Origin of the sequence: Empedobacter sp. UBA2044 (assembly GCF_002333005.1) — a bacterium.
GTDB lineage: Bacteria > Bacteroidota > Bacteroidia > Flavobacteriales > Weeksellaceae > Empedobacter > Empedobacter falsenii_B.
In genome coordinates this window covers 61,703-80,529 of sequence record NZ_DDBA01000019.1, presented here as the reverse complement: position 1 = coordinate 80,529, position 18,827 = coordinate 61,703, and the positions used below count along the sequence as shown (strand labels likewise).

Sequence of the window (18,827 nt, the reverse complement as noted above, 5' to 3'; positions counted from 1 at the left end):
ATGACCAAATTTAAGAAGATGTTTTTAGAAAAAAAAGGAAAACCCTCGCAGAAACGAGGGTTTTAACCTTAACCAACCTAAACCTATGAAAAAGCCATTAGCCTTTTATGTTGACAAATGTAAGCTACTTTTTTTAAACTGCAAATTTTTTTTAAAAAAAGTCAATATTTTTTGAAGATCAATATGATAAAACGATAATATTCAATAAATAAGGTTTTAATAAAAATTCAATAAATATTCATTTGTAATATTTGGATTATTATTTATATATTTGCACCTCGAATTTTAGTATAAATAATAACTTAAAAGAAGTTAAAAATGACACATTACGAAACTGTTTTCATTTTGACTCCCGTTCTATCTGATTCTCAGGTAGAGGAAGCAGTTAATAAATTCAATGACTTTGTTACTGCTAACGGTGGTGAAATCGTAGCAAAAGAGAACTGGGGCTTAAAAAAATTAGCTTACCCAATTCAAAACAAAAGAAATGGATTCTACCACTTAGTAGAATTTAAATCAGACAATAACGAGTTAGTTTCTCAATTAGAAGTTGCTTACAAACGTGATGAGCGTGTAATCCGTTTCTTAACTGTGAAATTAGACAAACACGGTATGGACTGGGCAGAAAAACGTAGAACAAAATTAAAGTCTAACTCTAACAAATAAGCAAAGCTATGGCAATTGACGATTTAGCAAAAAAAGCAGCTGGAGGTAGCGAATCAGAAATCCGTTATTTATCTCCTTTAGATATCGAAACACAATCAAACTCAAAATATTGTCGTTTCAAAAAATTTGGAATCAAATACGTTGACTATAAAGACGCTGATTTCTTAATTCAATTCGTGAATGAGCAAGGTAAAATTTTACCTCGTCGTTACACAGGAACATCTTTAAAATACCAAAGAAAAGTTTCTAAAGCGATCAAAAGAGCTCGTCACTTAGCATTAATGCCATTTATTGGTGATCAATTAAAATAATAACCTAAATATTAAAATATCATGAACGTAATTTTAAGACAAGATGTAGAAGGTTTAGGTTTTGAATTTGAAGTTGTTTCAGTAAAACCTGGATACGCACGTAACTTCTTAATCCCTCGTGGATTAGCATCAGTTGCAACTCCAAATAACGTAAAAGCATTAAACGAAGTTTTAGAAGCTCGTAAAGCAGAAGAAGCTACATTAATCGCTGCAGCAAAAGAAAAAGCAGCTAAATTAGATGGTTTAGTTGTTAAAATCGACGCTAAAGTTGGTTCTGGAGACAAATTATTTGGATCTATCAACAATGCAGATTTAGCAGAAGCTTTAGTAAAAGCTGGTGTTGAAATCGAGAAGAAAAACATTAGAATCCCTGGAAATACTATCAAACGTTTAGGAAAATACGAAGCTAAAGTTCGTTTCCACAGAGATGTTGAAGTAGATTTCGGATTTGAAATTGTACCAGATGCTGCATCTATCAAAGCTGCTGAAGAAGCTGCTAAAACTAGAGTAGAATTAGCTAAATTAGATGCTCAAAAAGCAGCTAATGCTACTAAAGAAGAAGGTTCTTTCTTCAACTATGATAACCCAATTTACGCTAACGACAAGAAAGCGAAAAAAGAGGAAGTATCTGAAGAAGTTGCGACAGAAGAAACTCCATCTACAGAAGAATAATTATTATTCAACTATATAAAAAAAACCTCGCAATTTGCGAGGTTTTTTTTATGCTTTTATTAGATAATCTAACGTATTTACTTCTTTAAACTTTGGTGAACGTCGTAAGAAATCTTTAAAGAAAGCCGTATGTGTAGCTCCCATTAATACAAAAATACGATCGTCTTTTGTTATTGGCACATTATTCATATTTGAGAACATGGCTAAATTTCTATGATAATATTTCGCCGCTTGCTCTGCTCCTACTGGATATTTTTTGTATGAAACCGTCGTTAACATATCCGCATTAACTGCAACAGAAAAATCTAAAAATTCTGGTTGATTATAGTACTGCAATAACTCTTTTAATTTTACATCTTTTTTTGTTACTCCATTTTTCGATTCATTATTTCGGAACATTTCAATGTATCTTTTGAATGTAATCGAATCATCTTGCTCTTTCAACAAATCACCAAGCATATAAAGATAATCTTCTTGATAATTAATTCCGTAAATTTTCTTCGATCCGCTTAGTCTCCCAACTTCATAAGCCAATAACTCAACTTCGTTTGGATTTTCAAACTTCATTTTAGGATTAAGTAAATAATCTTGAAAAAGTTTATTCAACACTTTATTGCGAGAAGGATTTTGTTCAACTAAAATAATTGTAGGTTTAAAAGCCGCAATCTGCTTTGCTATTTCATGTATTTGACGAACATTATCTTGGTTATTCTCATCAAATTCAGTCGTACTTGCATCTGGAGTATATCCCATGTGAAAAGTTCCCATATTAAGAACTGGAATAGCATCATCAAATTTTGTTTGAAATTGATATTTTGTTTGAGCAGATAAATTCATAGTACCAATAAATGTAGCAATTGCAATAAATAAGTTTTTCATTTGAGTTAATTTTTAATTATGATTCAAATTTCTATGATTCTGAAAAAATTGACTTTTATTTATCGACTAACCCATTTGAATAATCGACGAATCACTTCACTTTTATGTAGAAAAGAATCTAATTTTACAAAAAACAAAAACAATGGAAGATGATAAAAAAAATTTAAGCTTCTCAAATCAAAAAAGCGTATTTATACTTTTAGGTTTTTGGGTTATTTACATTCTGTTTGATTACATAACAATTGGATTAGTTAATCTAACTAACGGAAATTCATTTTTTAAATCAATTACATTATTTGCATCAACAATGTATATTGTTCAGTTAATTACAATTTTTATTATCTATTTTTTTATTGCCCCCTATTTTCTTAAAAAAATAAATTGGAAATCGATATTATTCTCTATAGTATGTTCCTTTACAACATTCATTATTGTTCGTTATTTTATTGAGCAAATTATTACAGATTTTTTGTTCCATAAAGTCAATTATTTTGAAGGAACAACGATTAGTTTTTACATTTACGACAATTTACATTATGGTTCTTTTATCGTTTTTTCGTCACTTTTTTTATGGATGACATTTCATTCAATCCATACACTAAAACAAAATAACATCATTGAAAAAGAGAAAAAAGAAGCTGAAATTATTTTTTTAAAATCTCAAATAAATCCTCATTTTTTGTTTAATACACTCAATAATATTTATAGTTTGGTGAGTGTAAATTCTCCTCATTCGTTAAAAGCAATCGAAAATTTGAGTGCAATTATGCGTTTTACAACCTACGAAACCAATAAAGATAAAATAGAAATTGAACGAGAAATTGATTACATCAATCAATATTTAGATTTGGAGCAGATTCGTTATGGAGAAAAATTTTATGTCGAAAAAGAATTTTTGATTGAGAATTCTAAAAAATTAATTCATCCATATATTATTTCGCCTTTAATCGAAAATGCAATAAAACATGGTGTTGTAAAAGACATTAATCATCCAATTAAAATCAATTTAAAAACTAATTCTGAATACCTTGAGATTTCCGTTTCAAATAAAATTAATCAACATCAAAAAGATGAAACTTCAGGAATTGGATTAACGAATTTGAAAAAAAGATTGAATTATTATTTCGGAAATAATTATACTTTCGAAATTAAAAACGATTATGAAACCTTTCATATTTACTTAAAAATTCCATTAAATGACGAAAATTAAGTGTATTATTTTAGACGATGAACCTTTAGCTGTTGAATTATTGAAAAAACATGCTTCTGAAAATGAAAATTTAATTGTTTCACTTGCAACAACTGAAGTTTTTGAAGCAATTGATTTTCTCAAAAATAATAAAGTTGATCTTATTTTCACAGATATTCAAATGCCCGAATTGACTGGAATTCAGTTGATGAAAATCCTTGATCATTCTCAGAAATTCATTGTCACAACAGCTTATCAAGATTATGCTTTAGAAAGTTTTAATTTTCATGTGGTTGATTATTTATTGAAACCTATTACGAAAGAACGTTTTGATGCCTCTATAAAAAAATATGTTGATTTTTTTCAAACGACATCAACTAAAAATCTATCGACTTATTTGTTTGTAAAAGCAGATGGAAAGCAAGTAAAAATTAATTTTTCGGACTTAATTTACATTGAAGGTTTGAAAGATTATATTCGAATTCATACCAAAACTGAAAAAATATTAGTCTTAGAAACTATGAAATCTTTCGAAGAAAAATTACCAAATCATTTCAAAAGAATTCATCGTTCGTATATCATCAATCTTGATTTTTTAACTTCAATAGATGGTAATTCTGTTTATCTCAATCAGAAAATTTTACCAATTGGAGAAACATACAGAAAAGAAATGAAGGATTTTGGTTAAAAGCGTTAAGCAAAACAAAAAACTCCAACTTTTACAGTTGGAGTTTTTTGTTATTTATATATTTCTTGTTCGTTGTATCAGCAACATATCAGCCAAAACCATCGCAACTAAACTTTCTACAATAGGAACGGCTCTTGGAACAACACAAGGATCATGACGACCTTTTCCATGCATTTCGACCATTTCGCCATCAGCATTCAACGTCGTTTGTTCTTGCATTAATGTCGCAACTGGCTTGAAAGCAACTTTGAAATAAATATCCATCCCATTTGAAACTCCACCTTGTATTCCTCCAGAATAATTGGTTCTTGTTGTTCCATCTTGGTTGAATTGATCATTCATTTCTGAACCTTTCATCGATGTAGAAGCAAAACCTTCGCCGTATTCAAAACCTTTTACGGCATTTATCGACATCATCGCCTGTCCTAAACGTGCATGCAATTTATCAAAAATTGGTTCACCTAAACCAACTGGCACATTTTGAATAACACAAGTTACTTCACCTCCAATTGTATCACCTTCTTTGCGAATTTCTTTGATACGATTAATCATTTTTTCTGCCATTTCTAGATCTGGACAACGAACTGCCGTTTCTTCAATTTTAGAAAAATCTAATGTAGAATAATCATTATCCAACTTCAACTCACCTACTCCGCTTACATAAGCTGTAATATTGATATTTGGAATCACATGTTTTGCAACAGCACCACCAACAACCCAATTAGCCGTTTCTCGCGCAGAAGTTCTTCCTCCACCTCTATGATCGCGAACACCATATTTGGTTTCGTATGTAAAATCGGCATGAGAAGGACGAAAAACGTCTTTTATATGATCGTAATCGTGAGATTTTTGATTATCATTCGGAATAATAAACCCGATAGAAGCACCTGTTGTTTTTCCTTCAAAAATACCTGAAAGAAATTGTACTGTATCTGGTTCTTTTCGTTGTGTCACAATTGCAGATTGTCCTGGTTTACGACGATCTAATTGCGCTTGTATCCAATCAAAATCTAATTCGATTCCACTTGGAACGCCATCAATTACACCTCCAATCGCTACACCATGACTTTCGCCAAAAGTTGAAATTTTAAATAGTCTTCCGAATGTATTCACAATAGTATATGTGTTTTTTGTTTTTATTTTTCGAATTGATAAATCACTGCATTAACATTCATTGCAGCTCCAACAGAAGCTAAAATAATTATATCATTTGCGTGAAATTGATGAGGAGCTAATTCTCCTTTTTTTATTAAATCAAACATTGTAGGAACCGTTGCTACAGATGTATTTCCTAAGAATTGAACCGTCATTGGATCAATTTTTTCTGGTACAGCTACACCATATAATTTGTATAAACGCTCTATCATTGCATGATCCATTTTTGCATTTGCTTGGTGCAATAAAATTTTATCAATATCGGTAATTGATAAATTTGTTTCATCTAACAATTCTTTAATTGCTGGTGGAACATTTTTTAATACGAATTCGTAAACTTTACGACCTTTCATATTAATTGTTTTGATTGAACCTTTATAATCTGGATTTGCAGAACGTCCATTTGTCAAGTAAGCCAATTCATCACCTGTATAACTTAACGTTTCGTGATTGATGATTCCATATTTATAATCAGCTTCTTTCGCTTCCAAAACAACTGCTCCTGCTCCATCTGCAAAAATCATCGCAGAACGATCATGCGGATCTACAGCACGAGATAACGTATCAGAACCGATTACCAAAACTTTCTTTGCAATATTTGCTTGAATAAATTGATGTCCTAAAATCAATGATTCTATCCAACCTGGACAACCAAATGTCATATCATAAGGTTTACATTTTAGGTTTTTGATTCCTAAATTGTGTTTTACTTTTGCCGAAATTGACGGCATAATATCAATTTGATGACCAACAGGATCAATATCTCCAAAATTGTGCCCAACGATTATATAATCTAATTCTTCTGGATTAACGCCAGATTCTTCAATTGCTTTTTTAGCAGCAAAAGTTGCGATATCAGAATTTAATAAATCATCTTCTACATATCTTCTTTCTCTGATTTCTGTAATTTCCTCAAATTTACGCGTAATTTCTTCACCAGTTTTATCCAAACGATTTCCACTTTCGTCATAAAATTCGTGGTTAACAAAATCTTCGTTCGTAACAATTCTATTTGGTAAATAGTGTCCAGAACCTGTAATTACAGAGTTTATCATATTAATATTGTTCAATTTTAATAAAAAAATAATAGCGACAAAGTTACACATTTCATTAAAATAGTCATGAAAAATATGTAATAACTCATGCCGAAATTAATAAAGTATAATTAATTTAGCAGCATGAAAAAAAATCCTTCATTAATTGGTCTTTTAATCGTCTGTGGATTAGCTGCTTTGATCGTTGTTGTTTATAACACTTTTTTGAGCAAAAAAGATGGGTATGTGATTGACAATCCATCAAACAAAACCTTGACAATCAAAATTAACGATAAAGATTTTACAATTGCACCGCAACAAAATGCAAGAGTAGACTTGAAAAAAGGAAAAGCGCATATCGTTTATAGTTTTAATAACAAAAATGTAGATACAGTTGTAGATATTACGAGAGCAAATGGTTTTATAAATCCAACGCATCAAGAATATTATACATTTACACGACCTTATGGTGTTAGAAAAAACAAAGATTCTATCTTTTTATCAAACAATATTGCAATAGATAACAAGATTTATCACGGAATTATCGAAAAATCTTCTCAATTATACATCGAAAACTTTTACTATAACATCGATCAAGATTATCCTAAAATGTTCATAAAAAGTAGTGGAAGCGAGAAAGCAACTGATTTATCGAAAATATTTAACAAAGAAGATTTTAAACAATTTTATTTCGAGAATTACGAATAAGATTTAGATTTTATAACTTTACAAAATGGCAAATCATCAACACGATGCAGTAACTCCTTACGAAGCATCAGATCTAAATAAAAAGAAACAAGTCGAGCAAATGTTCGATAATATTTCGCCAAAATACGATTTATTAAACCGTGTTTTATCAATGGGAATCGACATTCAATGGCGAAAAGATGTTATCAAAATGGTAAAAGCTTCTCAACCAAAAACGATTTTAGATATCGCGACTGGAACAGGAGATTTAGCGATTATGATGGGTAAAAATACCGATGCAAAAATTACTGGATTAGACTTATCTAACGGAATGTTGGAAGTTGGTCGCAAAAAAGTAAAAGAAGCTGGATTAGAAAATCGTATCGAAATGGTGCAAGGTGATTCGGAAAATTTACCTTTTCCTGATAACACTTTTGACTGTGTGACCGTTTCTTTTGGTGTTCGTAATTTTGAAAACTTAGAGAAAGGTTTAGCAGAAATTAATCGTGTTTTAAGACCTGGAGGAACTTTCGTTATTTTAGAATTTTCTTATCCTACAGCTTTTCCAATGAAACAGTTGTACACATTTTATTCTAAAAATATTTTACCTGCAATTGGTAAAATGGTTTCGAAAGATCAAAGTGCTTATACCTATTTACCAGATTCAGTTCGTGCTTTTCCACATGGAGAAGAAATGAAAAACATTCTGAAAAGTGTAAAATTTACACAACCTATTGATAAAAAACTTACTTTTGGTATTGCAAGCATTTATAAAAGTATAAAATAAATTTGCTTGTTATTCGTTGAAAGTCTATGAGAAAAAATCTAATCATCGCATTATCGTTAACTGTTGCTAGCATTGCAAATGCACAGTTTCGCCCTAATAATGACAGAAGCGAAAACAGAACTGAAACTGATCAGAAAAAATTTAGTTTTGGATATTTCTTGGGAACTAATATGATGAGTTACAAGATTGCTCCTAAAGCACAAACTAACCCTGTCCCTGGAGCTCCTCAAATTCCAGAAGATGATGGAGTAAATGAACACGGTTTAGTTTATTTAGATCAAGAAAGTAAAGCTGGTTTCTCTGTTGGATTAATCGCTAAAATGCGTGTGAATGATTACATCGACTTAAAGTCTGAACCAGGATTGCATTTTGCACAACGTATTTTACATTTTCGTAACGCCCCTTTAGCTGGAACATCAACTGGTACTTACGAAGGAGATTTAGAAGATTCTAATGTAAAACGCGAAGTAAAATCTACTTATATCGAAATCCCATTGTTACTTAACTTTCACGGAGATCGTTGGTTCAATACACGTCCATATATTCAAGGAGGTTTGGGTTATCTAATGAATTTACAATCGAACGAAAATAAAGAAGACGATAACGCTACTGGAGTTTTCAGAACAACAACGAATAACTTTAACTGGCAAGCAGAAATTGGTGTTGAAATTTATTTCAAACGATTTAAACTTACACCAGCCCTAAAAGGTATGTTCTTCTTTAATAATGAAATTGTTCCTGATAAACCTTCTACAGATCCTTATTGGACAGGAAGTTTGAATTCATTATCAACCAGAGCATTTGTTTTTTCTCTAAAATTTGAATAAAAATTTAAAGTCATAATCATAAAATAATAAAAACCATAAATAATATAATCACATGAATTTTCAATTATCGGAAGAACAATTAATGATTCAAGAAGCTGCTCGTGATTTCGCTAAAGCCGAATTATTACCAGGAGTTATCGAACGCGACGAAACATCTACTTTCCCAACTGATGCAGTAAAAAAAATGGGAGAACTTGGATTCTTAGGTATGATGGTTGACCCAAAATACGGAGGATCTGGTTTAGATAGCGTTTCTTATGTCATTGCAATGGAAGAAATCGCTAAAGTTGATGCTTCTGCTGCTGTTGTCATGTCAGTTAACAACTCTTTGGTTTGTGCTGGTATGGAAAAATATTGTAACGAAGATCAAAAACAAAAATATTTAGTACCATTAGCTTCTGGTCAAGTGATTGGAGCATTTTGTTTATCTGAGCCAGATGCTGGTTCTGATGCGACTTCTCAAAAAACTACTGCAGTAGATATGGGAGATCACTATTTATTAAATGGTACAAAAAACTGGATTACGAATGGTGGAACAGCCTCTACTTATTTAGTAATCGCTCAAACTGATCCAGAAAAAGGTCACAAAGGAATCAATGCTTTCATCGTAGAAAAAGGATGGGCAGGCTTCGAAATTGGACCAAAAGAACAAAAAATGGGAATCCGTGGTTCTGACACACATTCATTATTCTTTAATGATGTTAAAGTGCCAAAAGAAAACCGTATTGGTGAAGACGGATTTGGATTTGCTTTCGCAATGAATGTCTTAAACGGAGGACGTATTGGTATCGCTTCTCAAGCTTTAGGAATTGCACAAGGTGCTTATGAATTAGCGTTAGATTATGCAAAAATTCGTAAAGCATTCAAAACAGAAATCATCAATCACCAAGCTGTTGCATTCAAATTAGCAGATATGGCAACTAATATTACAGCTGCTCGTATGTTATGTTTTAAAGCTGCGGTTGAGAAAGACGAAGGAAAAGATATTTCTATTTCTGGTGCAATGGCAAAACTATTTGCTTCTAAAACAGCGAACGAAGTTGCTTCGGAAGCCGTTCAAATTCATGGAGGAAATGGTTATGTTCGCGAGTATCATGTAGAACGTATGATGCGCGATGCAAAAATTACTCAGATTTACGAAGGAACATCAGAAATTCAAAAAATTGTAATTTCGAGAGGAATTGCTAAATAATTTTAAATAAATATAATTATTTTTTATCTTTATAAGACATCTGTTAATGACAGATGTCTTTTTTTATTTATTTAATCAAAAAACAATACGTCGTATATTTGTGGCGGAAAAAATATAAAGAAGATGAAAATTTTTAGATTCGGACCAAAAGGTCAGGAGAAATCAGGTGTAATCATCGATGAGAAAAAATTCGATGTTTCAGCATCAGGAATTATTTATGATGATGATTTTTTTGGAAATACAGAAAAACAAGAAACTTTACAAAAATATATCGAGCTTAACATTAACAGCTTGCCATTAGTTGAAGATGATGTACGTATTGGTACACCTTTAACTCGCCCAGGAAAAATTGTTTGTGTAGGTCTTAACTTTGATGATCACGTAAAAGAAACAGGTTTACAACAACAAGCAGAACCGATTATGTTTATCAAAGCTAATCAATCGTTTAACGGACCAGAAGACGGAATTATGCAACCAAATGGTTCTACAAAAATGGACTGGGAAACAGAACTTTGTATTATTATTGGTGAAAAAGCAAATAATGTAACGGAAGAAGAGGCAATGAATCACGTATATGGTTATGCCTTAATTAATGATATTTCTGAGCGTGCTTTCCAAACAGAACGTGGAGGAACTTGGGACAAAGGAAAAGGATGTGATACATTTGCACCTGTTGGACCTTTTATTGCAACAAAAGACGAAATCGAGGATGTAAATAATTTACGTGTTTGGTTAAAATTAAACGGAGAATTAATGCAAGATGGTAATACAAGTGATTTTATTTACCGTATTCCTAAATTAATTTCTTACCTATCTCAATTTATGTCTTTCTTACCTGGAGATATTATTTCTACAGGTTCACCTGCAGGATCAGGAATGGGAAAAACACCTCAAGTTTGGCTAAAACCAGGAGATGTTATCGAATATGGAATTGAAGGTTTAGGTTCTACAACTCAAACTATTTTACCTTTCTCAAGAGGTTAAAATAAGATATCTTACAATAAAAAAAACCGTGCAATTTAAATTTTGAATTGCACGGTTTTTAAATTTTGTTTAGCGTCATACTTAATTGATTAAACAATAAAACGAATTCTTTTTCATACAATCAATCGATTAAATAGAACGTCTAATTCGAAAAAAATATTGGATATTCAATTAATTAACGTAATTTTGCAAACGTTTTGACAACCATCTAAATGGTACAAATCCATCAAAATGACGAATAATTCCTAAAATCTTTTGGGAAAACAGAATCATTTTGTACATTTGCACCCCGATCGGATTGTCGGTAATTTATAAAATATTAAAAATCAAGATAGTGGACACGTTAAGTTACAAAACTTCATCAGCCAACAAAGAAACTGCTCAGAAAGAATGGGTAGTTGTGGACGCTTCTGACTTATCATTAGGTCGTTTAGCGTCAGGTGTTGCGAAGCTTATCAGAGGTAAGCACAAAACAAACTTCACTCCTCATGCAGATTGTGGAGATTATGTAATTGTTTTAAACGCTGACAAAATTCAATTAACAGGTAACAAATGGGATGACAAATTATACATCCGTCACACAGGTTACCCAGGTGGACAAAGATCATTAACTGCGAAAGAAGTTTTTGCAAAAGATCCTGTACGCTTAATCGAAAAGTCAGTAAAAGGAATGTTACCTAAAAATAAATTAGGTAGTAAATTATTGACTAATTTACATGTATTTGTTGGTACTGAGCACAATCACGAAGCTCAACAACCAAAACAAATCGATATTAACGAATATTTATAATCTAATTCCATGGCAATAGTTCATAAAATCGGACGTAGAAAAACATCTGTTGCTCGTGTATACTTACAAGAAGGTAATGGAGAAATCTTCATTAACGGGCGCGAGTTAGCAATCTACTTCCCTACAGCAGTATTACAATACAAAGTAGAACAACCATTTTTAATCACTGGTACAAAAGAGAAATACAATGTAGATATCAAAGTATTTGGTGGTGGAATCACTGGTCAAGCTGAAGCAATTCGTTTAGCTATTTCTAGAGCTTTATGTGAAGTTGACGCAGATTTTCGTTTACAATTAAAACCAGAAGGGTTATTAACACGTGACCCACGTATGGTTGAACGTAAAAAATTCGGTCAAAAGAAAGCGCGTAAGAAATTCCAATTCTCTAAACGTTAATTTATTCAATTCATTAAAAAATCCATTTTCCGTTGGTTTAGCATCTAAACAAATAAGGCTAGAATTCTTCGACCACTTGTTTGTTGCTTGTTGAGATAACGGAACGTAAACTAAAAAAAAGAAAATGGCAAAAGTAAATGTAAAGGACTTATTAGGTGCTGGTGTGCACTTTGGTCACTTAACAAGAAAATGGAATCCGGCTATGGCTCCTTATATTTTTATGGAGAAAAACGGAATCCACATCATCGATCTTCACAAAACTGCAGTGAAATTAGATGAAGCATCTGAAGCTTTAGGAAAAATTGCTGCATCTGGACGTAAAGTTCTTTTTGTTGCAACTAAAAAACAAGCAAAAGATGTTGTAGCTAAGCATGCTGAAGAAATCAACATGCCTTATATTACAGAACGTTGGCCTGGTGGGATGTTAACTAACTTTGTTACTATCCGTAAAGCAGTTAAAAAAATGAATTCAATCGATCGTATGAAAAAAGACGGTACGTTTGAAACACTATCTAAAAAAGAAAGATTACAAGTTGATCGTCAAAGAGCATCTTTAGAGAAAAACTTAGGTTCTATCGCTGATATGACACGTTTACCATCTGCAGTATTTATTGTAGATATCGTACGTGAGCACATAGCTGTAGCAGAAGCTCAAAAATTGGGTATTCCAATCTTTGCAATGGTTGATACAAATACTGACCCTCGTCAAGTAGATTTCCCAATCCCTGCAAATGATGATGCTTCTAAATCTATCGATATCATCTTATCTACAGTAGCTGATTCTATCAAAGCTGGTTTATCTACACGTAAAGCAGAAAAAGAAAAAGCAAAAGAATGTAAAGAAGAAGGAGCTGAAACAAAAGAAGCTTAACATTAACTTGATGATCAATTCATCGATATAATATACCTTGTAGCTCCTACACCACTTTGTGGTGTACGAGCTACTTTTATTTAAAATATTAAGAAACAAAATAAAAATATTACTATGAGCTACAAAGCAACAGCCGCTGAGGTAAGTAAATTAAGAAACGCAACTGGTGCGGGAATGATGGATTCTAAAAAAGCTTTAGAAGAAGCTGGTGGAGATTTCGATAAAGCTGTAGAAGTTTTACGTAAACAAGGACAAAAAGTAGCTGCTAAAAGAGCTGACCGTGATTCTACAGAAGGTGCAGTTATCGCTAAAGTTAACGCTGACCAAACTAAAGGTATCGTTATCGCTTTGAACTGTGAGACTGACTTCGTTGCTAAAAATGAAGCTTTCGTTGCTATGGCTAACGAAATCGCTGATTTAGCTTTGACAGTTAACTCTAAAGAAGAATTATTAGCTTTACCATTCGCAGGAATTACAGTTGGTGAAAAATTAACTGAGCAAACAGGTGTTATTGGAGAAAAAATCGAAATTGGTACTTTCCAAGCTATCGAAGGTGCTATCGTTAATTCTTACATCCACGCTGGTAACAAAATTGGTGCTGTAGTTTCTTTATCTGCTAACGTAGAAGGTGCTTCTGAAGTAGCTCGTGACGTTGCTATGCAAGTTGCTGCTATGAACCCAGTAGCATTAGATGAAACTTCTGTTGCTCAATCTGTAATTGACACTGAATTATCTATCGCTAGAGAAACTTTAGTTGCAGAAGGTAAACCAGAAAACATGATTGAAAACATCGCTCAAGGTAAATTACAAAAATTCTTCAAAGAGAATACATTAGTTCACCAAGCGTCAATCAAAGACGGAAAAACTTCTGTTCAAGATATCGTTAAAGCTGTTAACGCTGACTTGAAAGTAACTGGATTTATCCGTTACAGCTTATAATAAGCTTATAATAAGTTTATAATTTTTATTATATATCTTAAAGTGATGCTAAATTTTAGCATCACTTTTTTGTTTGGTATATATTTTGAAATGTTTGTTTTATAATTATTTATTTTTATATTTGTTAGGATTACAAGCATATGAAACACTTTATACTATTTATAACTATATTTTTATTCACCATAACATCTGCTTCAGCTCAGTCGAGATTTGATCAGGATAAAGGCTCTGTTAGTATTTATCCAAATCCTGCGAGTTCTACATTTACAATAAAATTTGACAATCCATCAAAGGCAAGTTCGGTGTCGATATATTCGATTATTGGAAATGAAGTGATGAATAAAAAATTAGACGGAAGCCAAAAAGCAAACTTTAACGTACAAAGTTTGAAAAAAGGAAAATACATTGTTCGCGTTTTTAATGAAGATGGAACAACAGAAACACAATCCTTGATTAAGAATTAAGATTATTCATATATAAAACAAAAAAGCTTCTCAAAATTTGAGAAGCTTTTTTGTTTGTAATTAGAAAGACTATTTTGCTTTCTTATAATTTTCTTCAACTTGTTTCCAATCCAAAACATTGTTAAACGCTTTCAAATAATCATCGCGTTTGTTTTGGTATTTTAAATAGTAAGCATGTTCCCAAACATCAATTCCTAAAATTGGCGTTCCTGCGATCTCTGCTCCTGGCATCAATGGATTATCTTGATTTGCTGTACTTGTAACCGCCAAACTTCCGTCCGCTTTCACAACCAACCAAGCCCAACCAGAACCAAAACGTTTAGAACCCGCTTCGTCCAATTGTTTGATTAATTCTTCTGTAGAACCAAATGTTGCTTCAATCTTCGCTTTAAGATCTCCTGTAGGGGCTTTCTGTGGCGTTGGAGACATAATATCAAAATATAGCATGTGATTGTAATATCCACCAGCATTGTTGCGTAAAGCAGCATTATTCATATCCATTTTTTTCAAAATATCTACAATATCATTCGATTTGATATTTGCTTCTTTTAGCGCTGTATTCAATTTGTTGATGTATCCTAAATAATGTTTAGAGAAATGAACTTCCATTGTTTTTGCATCAATGTATTCGTTCAATTCATCGTAACCATATTTCAAAGGTTTAATTTGGAAAGTTCCTGGGTCAGCTTTAACATCTGTAGGATTTCCAACAGGCTCTGCAACAGCTTGCACTGTATCTTGTTTTACAACTTCTTTAGTTGTTGAGTCAGCATTTTCTTTCTTCGTTTCGCATGACTGAACAAAGAAAAGAACACCCAAAACTGACATCAAAAATATACCCTTTTTCATCTTATTCTTTTATGTAGTTTACTTATGATATTAATATTTCTACTAAAATATACTAAAACTATCGAATATAAAATTGATTTCTTTTAATTTTCTGTTAAAATGGAGATTATCATCTAAATCAATAAAGGTAATTTGTTTGTATATTTGATTCATGGATATTGAAATTAATAAAGAAGAATTAAATGATCTAGTTGATAAATTATATTTATTAACTGAAGATTATAAAAATTTGGCTAAAGAAATTTTTAAATATAAAGCTATGAAAGTTGATTTTATTGCTCTTAGTATTTTAAATAGAGCTATGTCAATTAATGAAGGTTTTAGATTATTATTTCAAGAAAATAATTTTTACTCTGCAACTCATCTAATTAGAATACAAATGGATAATCTAATTAGATATAATTCTATCCTAGTTGCTAAAGACGATAGTTATATTGATTATATATTAGACGGAAAAGAAATCAGAAAATTCCGCGATAGCATTTTAAAAAAGAATTTCAATGATGCTTATTTAGTTGAACAAATTTCAAAAAAATTTCCAGAAATAAAAATTTTATACAAAAAATACTGTGGCTTTATTCATTTTAGTAACGAACATTTAGAAAGAATAAAAACCTTTCCTAATATTGAAAATGTAAAATTTCGTGTAGAGATAGGTAATTTCGAAAATTATTCACATCAAGAAAAAGTAGAAATTGTATCTGATATGATTACTATTTCATTATTTATTTTTAATCAAATCAATTATTGGACCGAAGCAAAAAAGACCATAAAATAAAAAAACCTTCCATTCGGAAGGTTTTCTTGTTATATAGAGTTTCTTAATCTCTTTTATAATCTACAACAGCTTCTATAAAAGCTTGTGCATTTTCAACTGGAATATTTGGTAAAATTCCGTGACCTAAATTGGCAATATATTTATACGGACCAAAATCGTCAATCATTTCTTTTACCATTTGCTGAATAGTTTCTGGTGGCGATAACAAACGAGAAGGATCAAAGTTACCTTGTAACGTCTTTTTGAAACCTGTAAACTCACGCGCTAATTGTGGCGTAATCGTCCAATCAACACCCAAAGCAGATGCTTTAGAATCTGCCATTTTCTCTAAAGCAAACCAACAACCTTTTGCAAAAACAGTTACAGGAACTACTTTAGAAACTTCGTTTACAATTTGCTCGATGTATTTCCAAGAAAATTCATCATAATCTTTTGGCGATAACATTCCACCCCAAGAATCAAAAATCTGAATCACATTTGCACCATGTTCCACTTTTTTCAACAAATATTGAATCGTTGTTTGTGTAATTTTTTCTAATAATTGGTGTGCTGCAACTGGATTTTGGAAACAAAAACCTTTCGCTTGATCAAAAGATTTAGAACCACGACCTTCCACTGCATAACACAACAATGTCCAAGGCGAACCTGCAAAACCAATCAACGGAATTTTATTGTCCAACTCTTTCTTTGTAATATCCATCGCTGCATAAACGTATCCTAACTCTTCTTCAACATCAGGAATATAAACTTTTTCTACATCTTGAGCTGTACGAATAGGATTCTCTAACCAAGGACCAACACCAGGTTTCATCTCGAAATTCATTCCCATTGCTTGTGGCACAACCAAAATATCTGAAAAGATAATTGCTGCATCTAACGGAAAACGACGAATTGGTTGAACTGTAATTTCAGCCGCTAACTCTGGCGTTTGACAACGTGTAAAGAAATCATATTTATCTCTCAATTCGATAAACTCTGGTAAATAACGTCCTGCTTGACGCATCATCCACACTGGCGGACGCTCTACCTCCTCACCTCTCAATGCTTTTAAAAGCAAATCATTTTTTATCATTGATGTATTTTTTTATATTTTCAATAACTACTTCCACCAATGGTGTTTGCGCAGTTATAATTTCATGATTTGGATAAACTTCTTCTATCGCAGAAGTTGTTGTATTTCCGATTGTAAAAATACGCGAACTTTCTGAAATTTCATTTTGTTGATGAAACGCTTTGAATGACAACGGACTAAAAAAAGCATACACATCAAATGTTTCATTTAATTGATAAACAATTTGCCCTGATTGATATGTTATAATTTGATTGACTTCGTGATTTGCTTTTGATAATTCATTCACCAACAAATCTCGACGGGAAGAACCACATAAGAAATTCCATTTCGGAGAATAATTTCCTGAAATTAATTTCGAAGCTAAATCTTCTGCATAATCTTCAACCAACACAACATCTCTGTTTTGCGCTTTTAGTTTTTCTGCCGTTTTTTTTCCAACAACAAAAAAATGACCATTCAATTCCAAATCTTGAATGGCATTTACAGTATTTTGACTCGTCACGATAAACTGATGAACGGATTCATCAATCTGTGCATAAATTTCATTTTTCGAAGTCAAATCGATTTGTAAAGTTGGTTTACAAACCACCTCAACATCAGTTCCAAATTCTTTTTCAAGCAATTCAGAAGAAATTAACTTCGTGAATAAAACCTTCGTTCGCACTATTTCGTTCCGATTTCTTTTTTTATTTGTTCAATCATTTTTGCTGCACCTTGTGCAATACATTCTTCAGCAAATTCGCGACCTTTCGTCAAATATTCATCTGCTTTGAATTGTCTTTCGATTGAAATCATTTCTTGTCCATCAATGGTTAAAATTGCTCCTTTGAAGGAGTAATTTTCTTCATCAATTTTCTCAACTAATGCTCCAATTGGCGCTGTACAACCACCTTCTAAAACATTCAAAAATTGACGTTCTACCGTTGCAAAAAGTTCACATTGAGGATTATTAATATCACTCAAATCCAAACCTTCTTTGGCTACAATTCCTAAAATTCCTTGTGATGGTGCAGCAATCATCCAATCAATCACTTTATAATGAAGACCTTTTTCTGCCAATTCATCTAAAATTTCTGAACGATCCAAACCTGCAAAAGCAAAAACAGCTCCGTCCCAATCTGCATTATCTTGCAACTTTTTCAGACGTAATTGCACATTTCCACGTAAATCTACAATCGTATCATTTGGATATTTATGATTCCAAAATGCTTTACGACGCAAAGATCCAGTAGCGATAACACGATGTTTTTTCTCGAAAATATCTTCCGATTTGTACACCAAAATATCCGCAGAACTTGCGCGTTCTGGATATGCAATCAACTCTAATTTTTCTGGTAAAACAGTTGGCACATCTTTCAACGAATGAACCGCAATATCTACTTGATCATTCAACAAAGCAATGTCCAATGAACGCGTAAAAACACCTGTTAAACCTAATGAATAAATGGGTTGTTTTAGATTTGCATCGCCTTCAGAAGTAATCGGAACGATTTCTGTTGGATGACCTTTTGCCTCAAGAATAGAAGCAACTTTATTGGCTTGCCAAAGCGCTAACGGACTTTGACGTGTACCAATTTTTATTGTTTTCATGATTGTA

22 protein-coding genes and 1 pseudogene are annotated in these 18,827 nt (G+C 32.1%); 16 read left to right on the top strand and 7 right to left on the bottom strand.

Annotation, left to right across the window (positions count from 1 at the left end; translation table 11 throughout):
* The first annotated feature begins 318 nt into the window (after positions 1 to 318).
* The 3 genes and pseudogenes from rpsF to rplI all read left to right on the top strand — a co-directional run.
* A complete protein-coding gene (gene rpsF / locus B4E59_RS02565; protein WP_038334492.1) occupies positions 319 to 666 on the top strand; it encodes a 30S ribosomal protein S6 in 348 nt (115 codons plus the stop codon).
* A gap of 8 nt (positions 667 to 674) precedes the next feature.
* Positions 675 to 977: a 30S ribosomal protein S18 gene (gene rpsR, locus B4E59_RS02560; protein ID WP_019976570.1), complete on the top strand. Its 303-nt coding sequence runs from the start codon at positions 675 to 677 to the stop codon at positions 975 to 977.
* A 21-nt stretch (positions 978 to 998) separates the two neighbouring features.
* Positions 999 to 1,496, top strand: a pseudogene (gene rplI, locus B4E59_RS02555) (50S ribosomal protein L9); the annotation flags it as partial.
* 201 nt (positions 1,497 to 1,697) lie between these two features.
* On the opposite strand, the gene B4E59_RS02550 reads toward rplI, so the two are convergent.
* Complete coding sequence (locus B4E59_RS02550) at positions 1,698 to 2,528, bottom strand: DUF5694 domain-containing protein (RefSeq protein ID WP_291051158.1); 831 nt, start codon at positions 2,526 to 2,528, stop codon at positions 1,698 to 1,700.
* 469 nt (positions 2,529 to 2,997) lie between these two features.
* Between B4E59_RS02550 and B4E59_RS02545 the strand changes: the two genes are divergently transcribed.
* Positions 2,998 to 3,738, top strand: a complete 741-nt coding sequence (locus B4E59_RS02545; protein WP_291051155.1) for a sensor histidine kinase — start codon at positions 2,998 to 3,000, stop codon at positions 3,736 to 3,738.
* A complete protein-coding gene (locus B4E59_RS02540; RefSeq protein ID WP_291051153.1) occupies positions 3,725 to 4,405 on the top strand; it encodes a LytR/AlgR family response regulator transcription factor in 681 nt (226 codons plus the stop codon). Before B4E59_RS02545 ends, B4E59_RS02540 begins: the two co-directional genes overlap by 14 nt.
* A gap of 54 nt (positions 4,406 to 4,459) precedes the next feature.
* Here the strand turns inward: B4E59_RS02540 and aroC are convergent, their stop codons facing one another.
* Both aroC and B4E59_RS02530 read right to left on the bottom strand, forming a co-directional pair.
* Positions 4,460 to 5,518, bottom strand: a complete 1,059-nt coding sequence (aroC, locus tag B4E59_RS02535; RefSeq protein WP_291051151.1) for a chorismate synthase — start codon at positions 5,516 to 5,518, stop codon at positions 4,460 to 4,462.
* Positions 5,519 to 5,541: 23 nt separating this feature from the next.
* Positions 5,542 to 6,615 (bottom strand): 3-oxoacyl-ACP synthase III family protein, encoded by a 1,074-nt coding sequence (locus B4E59_RS02530; RefSeq protein WP_291048680.1) that lies wholly within the window; start codon positions 6,613 to 6,615, stop codon positions 5,542 to 5,544.
* Positions 6,616 to 6,738: 123 nt separating this feature from the next.
* Here B4E59_RS02530 and B4E59_RS02525 point away from each other — a divergent pair, with 123 nt between their 5' ends.
* From B4E59_RS02525 to B4E59_RS02480, 10 genes are all read left to right on the top strand, one after another.
* Positions 6,739 to 7,302: a hypothetical protein gene (locus tag B4E59_RS02525; RefSeq protein WP_291048683.1), complete on the top strand. Its 564-nt coding sequence runs from the start codon at positions 6,739 to 6,741 to the stop codon at positions 7,300 to 7,302.
* A gap of 25 nt (positions 7,303 to 7,327) precedes the next feature.
* The gene (gene ubiE / locus B4E59_RS02520) at positions 7,328 to 8,068 is read left to right on the top strand and encodes a bifunctional demethylmenaquinone methyltransferase/2-methoxy-6-polyprenyl-1,4-benzoquinol methylase UbiE (RefSeq protein ID WP_038334486.1); all 741 of its coding nucleotides are present in this window, start codon (positions 7,328 to 7,330) and stop codon (positions 8,066 to 8,068) included.
* Between the two features lie 26 nt (positions 8,069 to 8,094).
* Complete coding sequence (gene porT, locus B4E59_RS02515; protein ID WP_291051148.1) at positions 8,095 to 8,895, top strand: type IX secretion/gliding motility protein PorT/SprT; 801 nt, start codon at positions 8,095 to 8,097, stop codon at positions 8,893 to 8,895.
* A gap of 52 nt (positions 8,896 to 8,947) precedes the next feature.
* The gene (locus B4E59_RS02510; protein ID WP_115001412.1) at positions 8,948 to 10,087 is read left to right on the top strand and encodes an acyl-CoA dehydrogenase family protein; all 1,140 of its coding nucleotides are present in this window, start codon (positions 8,948 to 8,950) and stop codon (positions 10,085 to 10,087) included.
* A 123-nt stretch (positions 10,088 to 10,210) separates the two neighbouring features.
* Complete coding sequence (locus tag B4E59_RS02505; protein ID WP_125348772.1) at positions 10,211 to 11,071, top strand: fumarylacetoacetate hydrolase family protein; 861 nt, start codon at positions 10,211 to 10,213, stop codon at positions 11,069 to 11,071.
* A 334-nt stretch (positions 11,072 to 11,405) separates the two neighbouring features.
* Positions 11,406 to 11,861: a 50S ribosomal protein L13 gene (gene rplM, locus B4E59_RS02500; protein ID WP_038334665.1), complete on the top strand. Its 456-nt coding sequence runs from the start codon at positions 11,406 to 11,408 to the stop codon at positions 11,859 to 11,861.
* Between the two features lie 9 nt (positions 11,862 to 11,870).
* Positions 11,871 to 12,257 (top strand): 30S ribosomal protein S9, encoded by a 387-nt coding sequence (gene rpsI / locus B4E59_RS02495; RefSeq protein ID WP_038334481.1) that lies wholly within the window; start codon positions 11,871 to 11,873, stop codon positions 12,255 to 12,257.
* 124 nt (positions 12,258 to 12,381) lie between these two features.
* The gene (gene rpsB, locus B4E59_RS02490) at positions 12,382 to 13,128 is read left to right on the top strand and encodes a 30S ribosomal protein S2 (RefSeq protein WP_291051143.1); all 747 of its coding nucleotides are present in this window, start codon (positions 12,382 to 12,384) and stop codon (positions 13,126 to 13,128) included.
* 114 nt (positions 13,129 to 13,242) lie between these two features.
* Positions 13,243 to 14,067 (top strand): translation elongation factor Ts, encoded by an 825-nt coding sequence (gene tsf / locus B4E59_RS02485; protein WP_219033598.1) that lies wholly within the window; start codon positions 13,243 to 13,245, stop codon positions 14,065 to 14,067.
* Positions 14,068 to 14,207: 140 nt separating this feature from the next.
* A complete protein-coding gene (locus B4E59_RS02480) occupies positions 14,208 to 14,531 on the top strand; it encodes a T9SS type A sorting domain-containing protein (protein ID WP_115001418.1) in 324 nt (107 codons plus the stop codon).
* Positions 14,532 to 14,600: 69 nt separating this feature from the next.
* On the opposite strand, the gene B4E59_RS02475 is transcribed toward B4E59_RS02480, so the two are convergent.
* Entirely contained in the window at positions 14,601 to 15,380 is a 780-nt protein-coding gene (locus B4E59_RS02475) for a superoxide dismutase (protein WP_286494662.1), read from the bottom strand.
* Positions 15,381 to 15,531: 151 nt separating this feature from the next.
* Here B4E59_RS02475 and B4E59_RS02470 point away from each other — a divergent pair, with 151 nt between their 5' ends.
* Complete coding sequence (locus B4E59_RS02470) at positions 15,532 to 16,158, top strand: hypothetical protein (protein WP_286494663.1); 627 nt, start codon at positions 15,532 to 15,534, stop codon at positions 16,156 to 16,158.
* A 43-nt stretch (positions 16,159 to 16,201) separates the two neighbouring features.
* Here the strand turns inward: B4E59_RS02470 and hemE are convergent, their stop codons facing one another.
* Genes hemE through hemC form a run of 3 tightly spaced genes read right to left on the bottom strand, consistent with a single transcriptional unit; the run spans position 16,202 to position 18,820 of the window.
* Positions 16,202 to 17,230, bottom strand: a complete 1,029-nt coding sequence (gene hemE / locus B4E59_RS02465; protein ID WP_219033601.1) for a uroporphyrinogen decarboxylase — start codon at positions 17,228 to 17,230, stop codon at positions 16,202 to 16,204.
* The gene (locus B4E59_RS02460; RefSeq protein ID WP_181816324.1) at positions 17,217 to 17,894 is read right to left on the bottom strand and encodes a uroporphyrinogen-III synthase; all 678 of its coding nucleotides are present in this window, start codon (positions 17,892 to 17,894) and stop codon (positions 17,217 to 17,219) included. The genes hemE and B4E59_RS02460 overlap by 14 nt, the downstream gene beginning before the upstream one ends.
* Complete coding sequence (gene hemC, locus B4E59_RS02455) at positions 17,894 to 18,820, bottom strand: hydroxymethylbilane synthase (protein ID WP_221854357.1); 927 nt, start codon at positions 18,818 to 18,820, stop codon at positions 17,894 to 17,896. Before hemC ends, B4E59_RS02460 begins: the two co-directional genes overlap by 1 nt.
* Between the last annotated feature and the right edge of the window lie 7 nt (positions 18,821 to 18,827).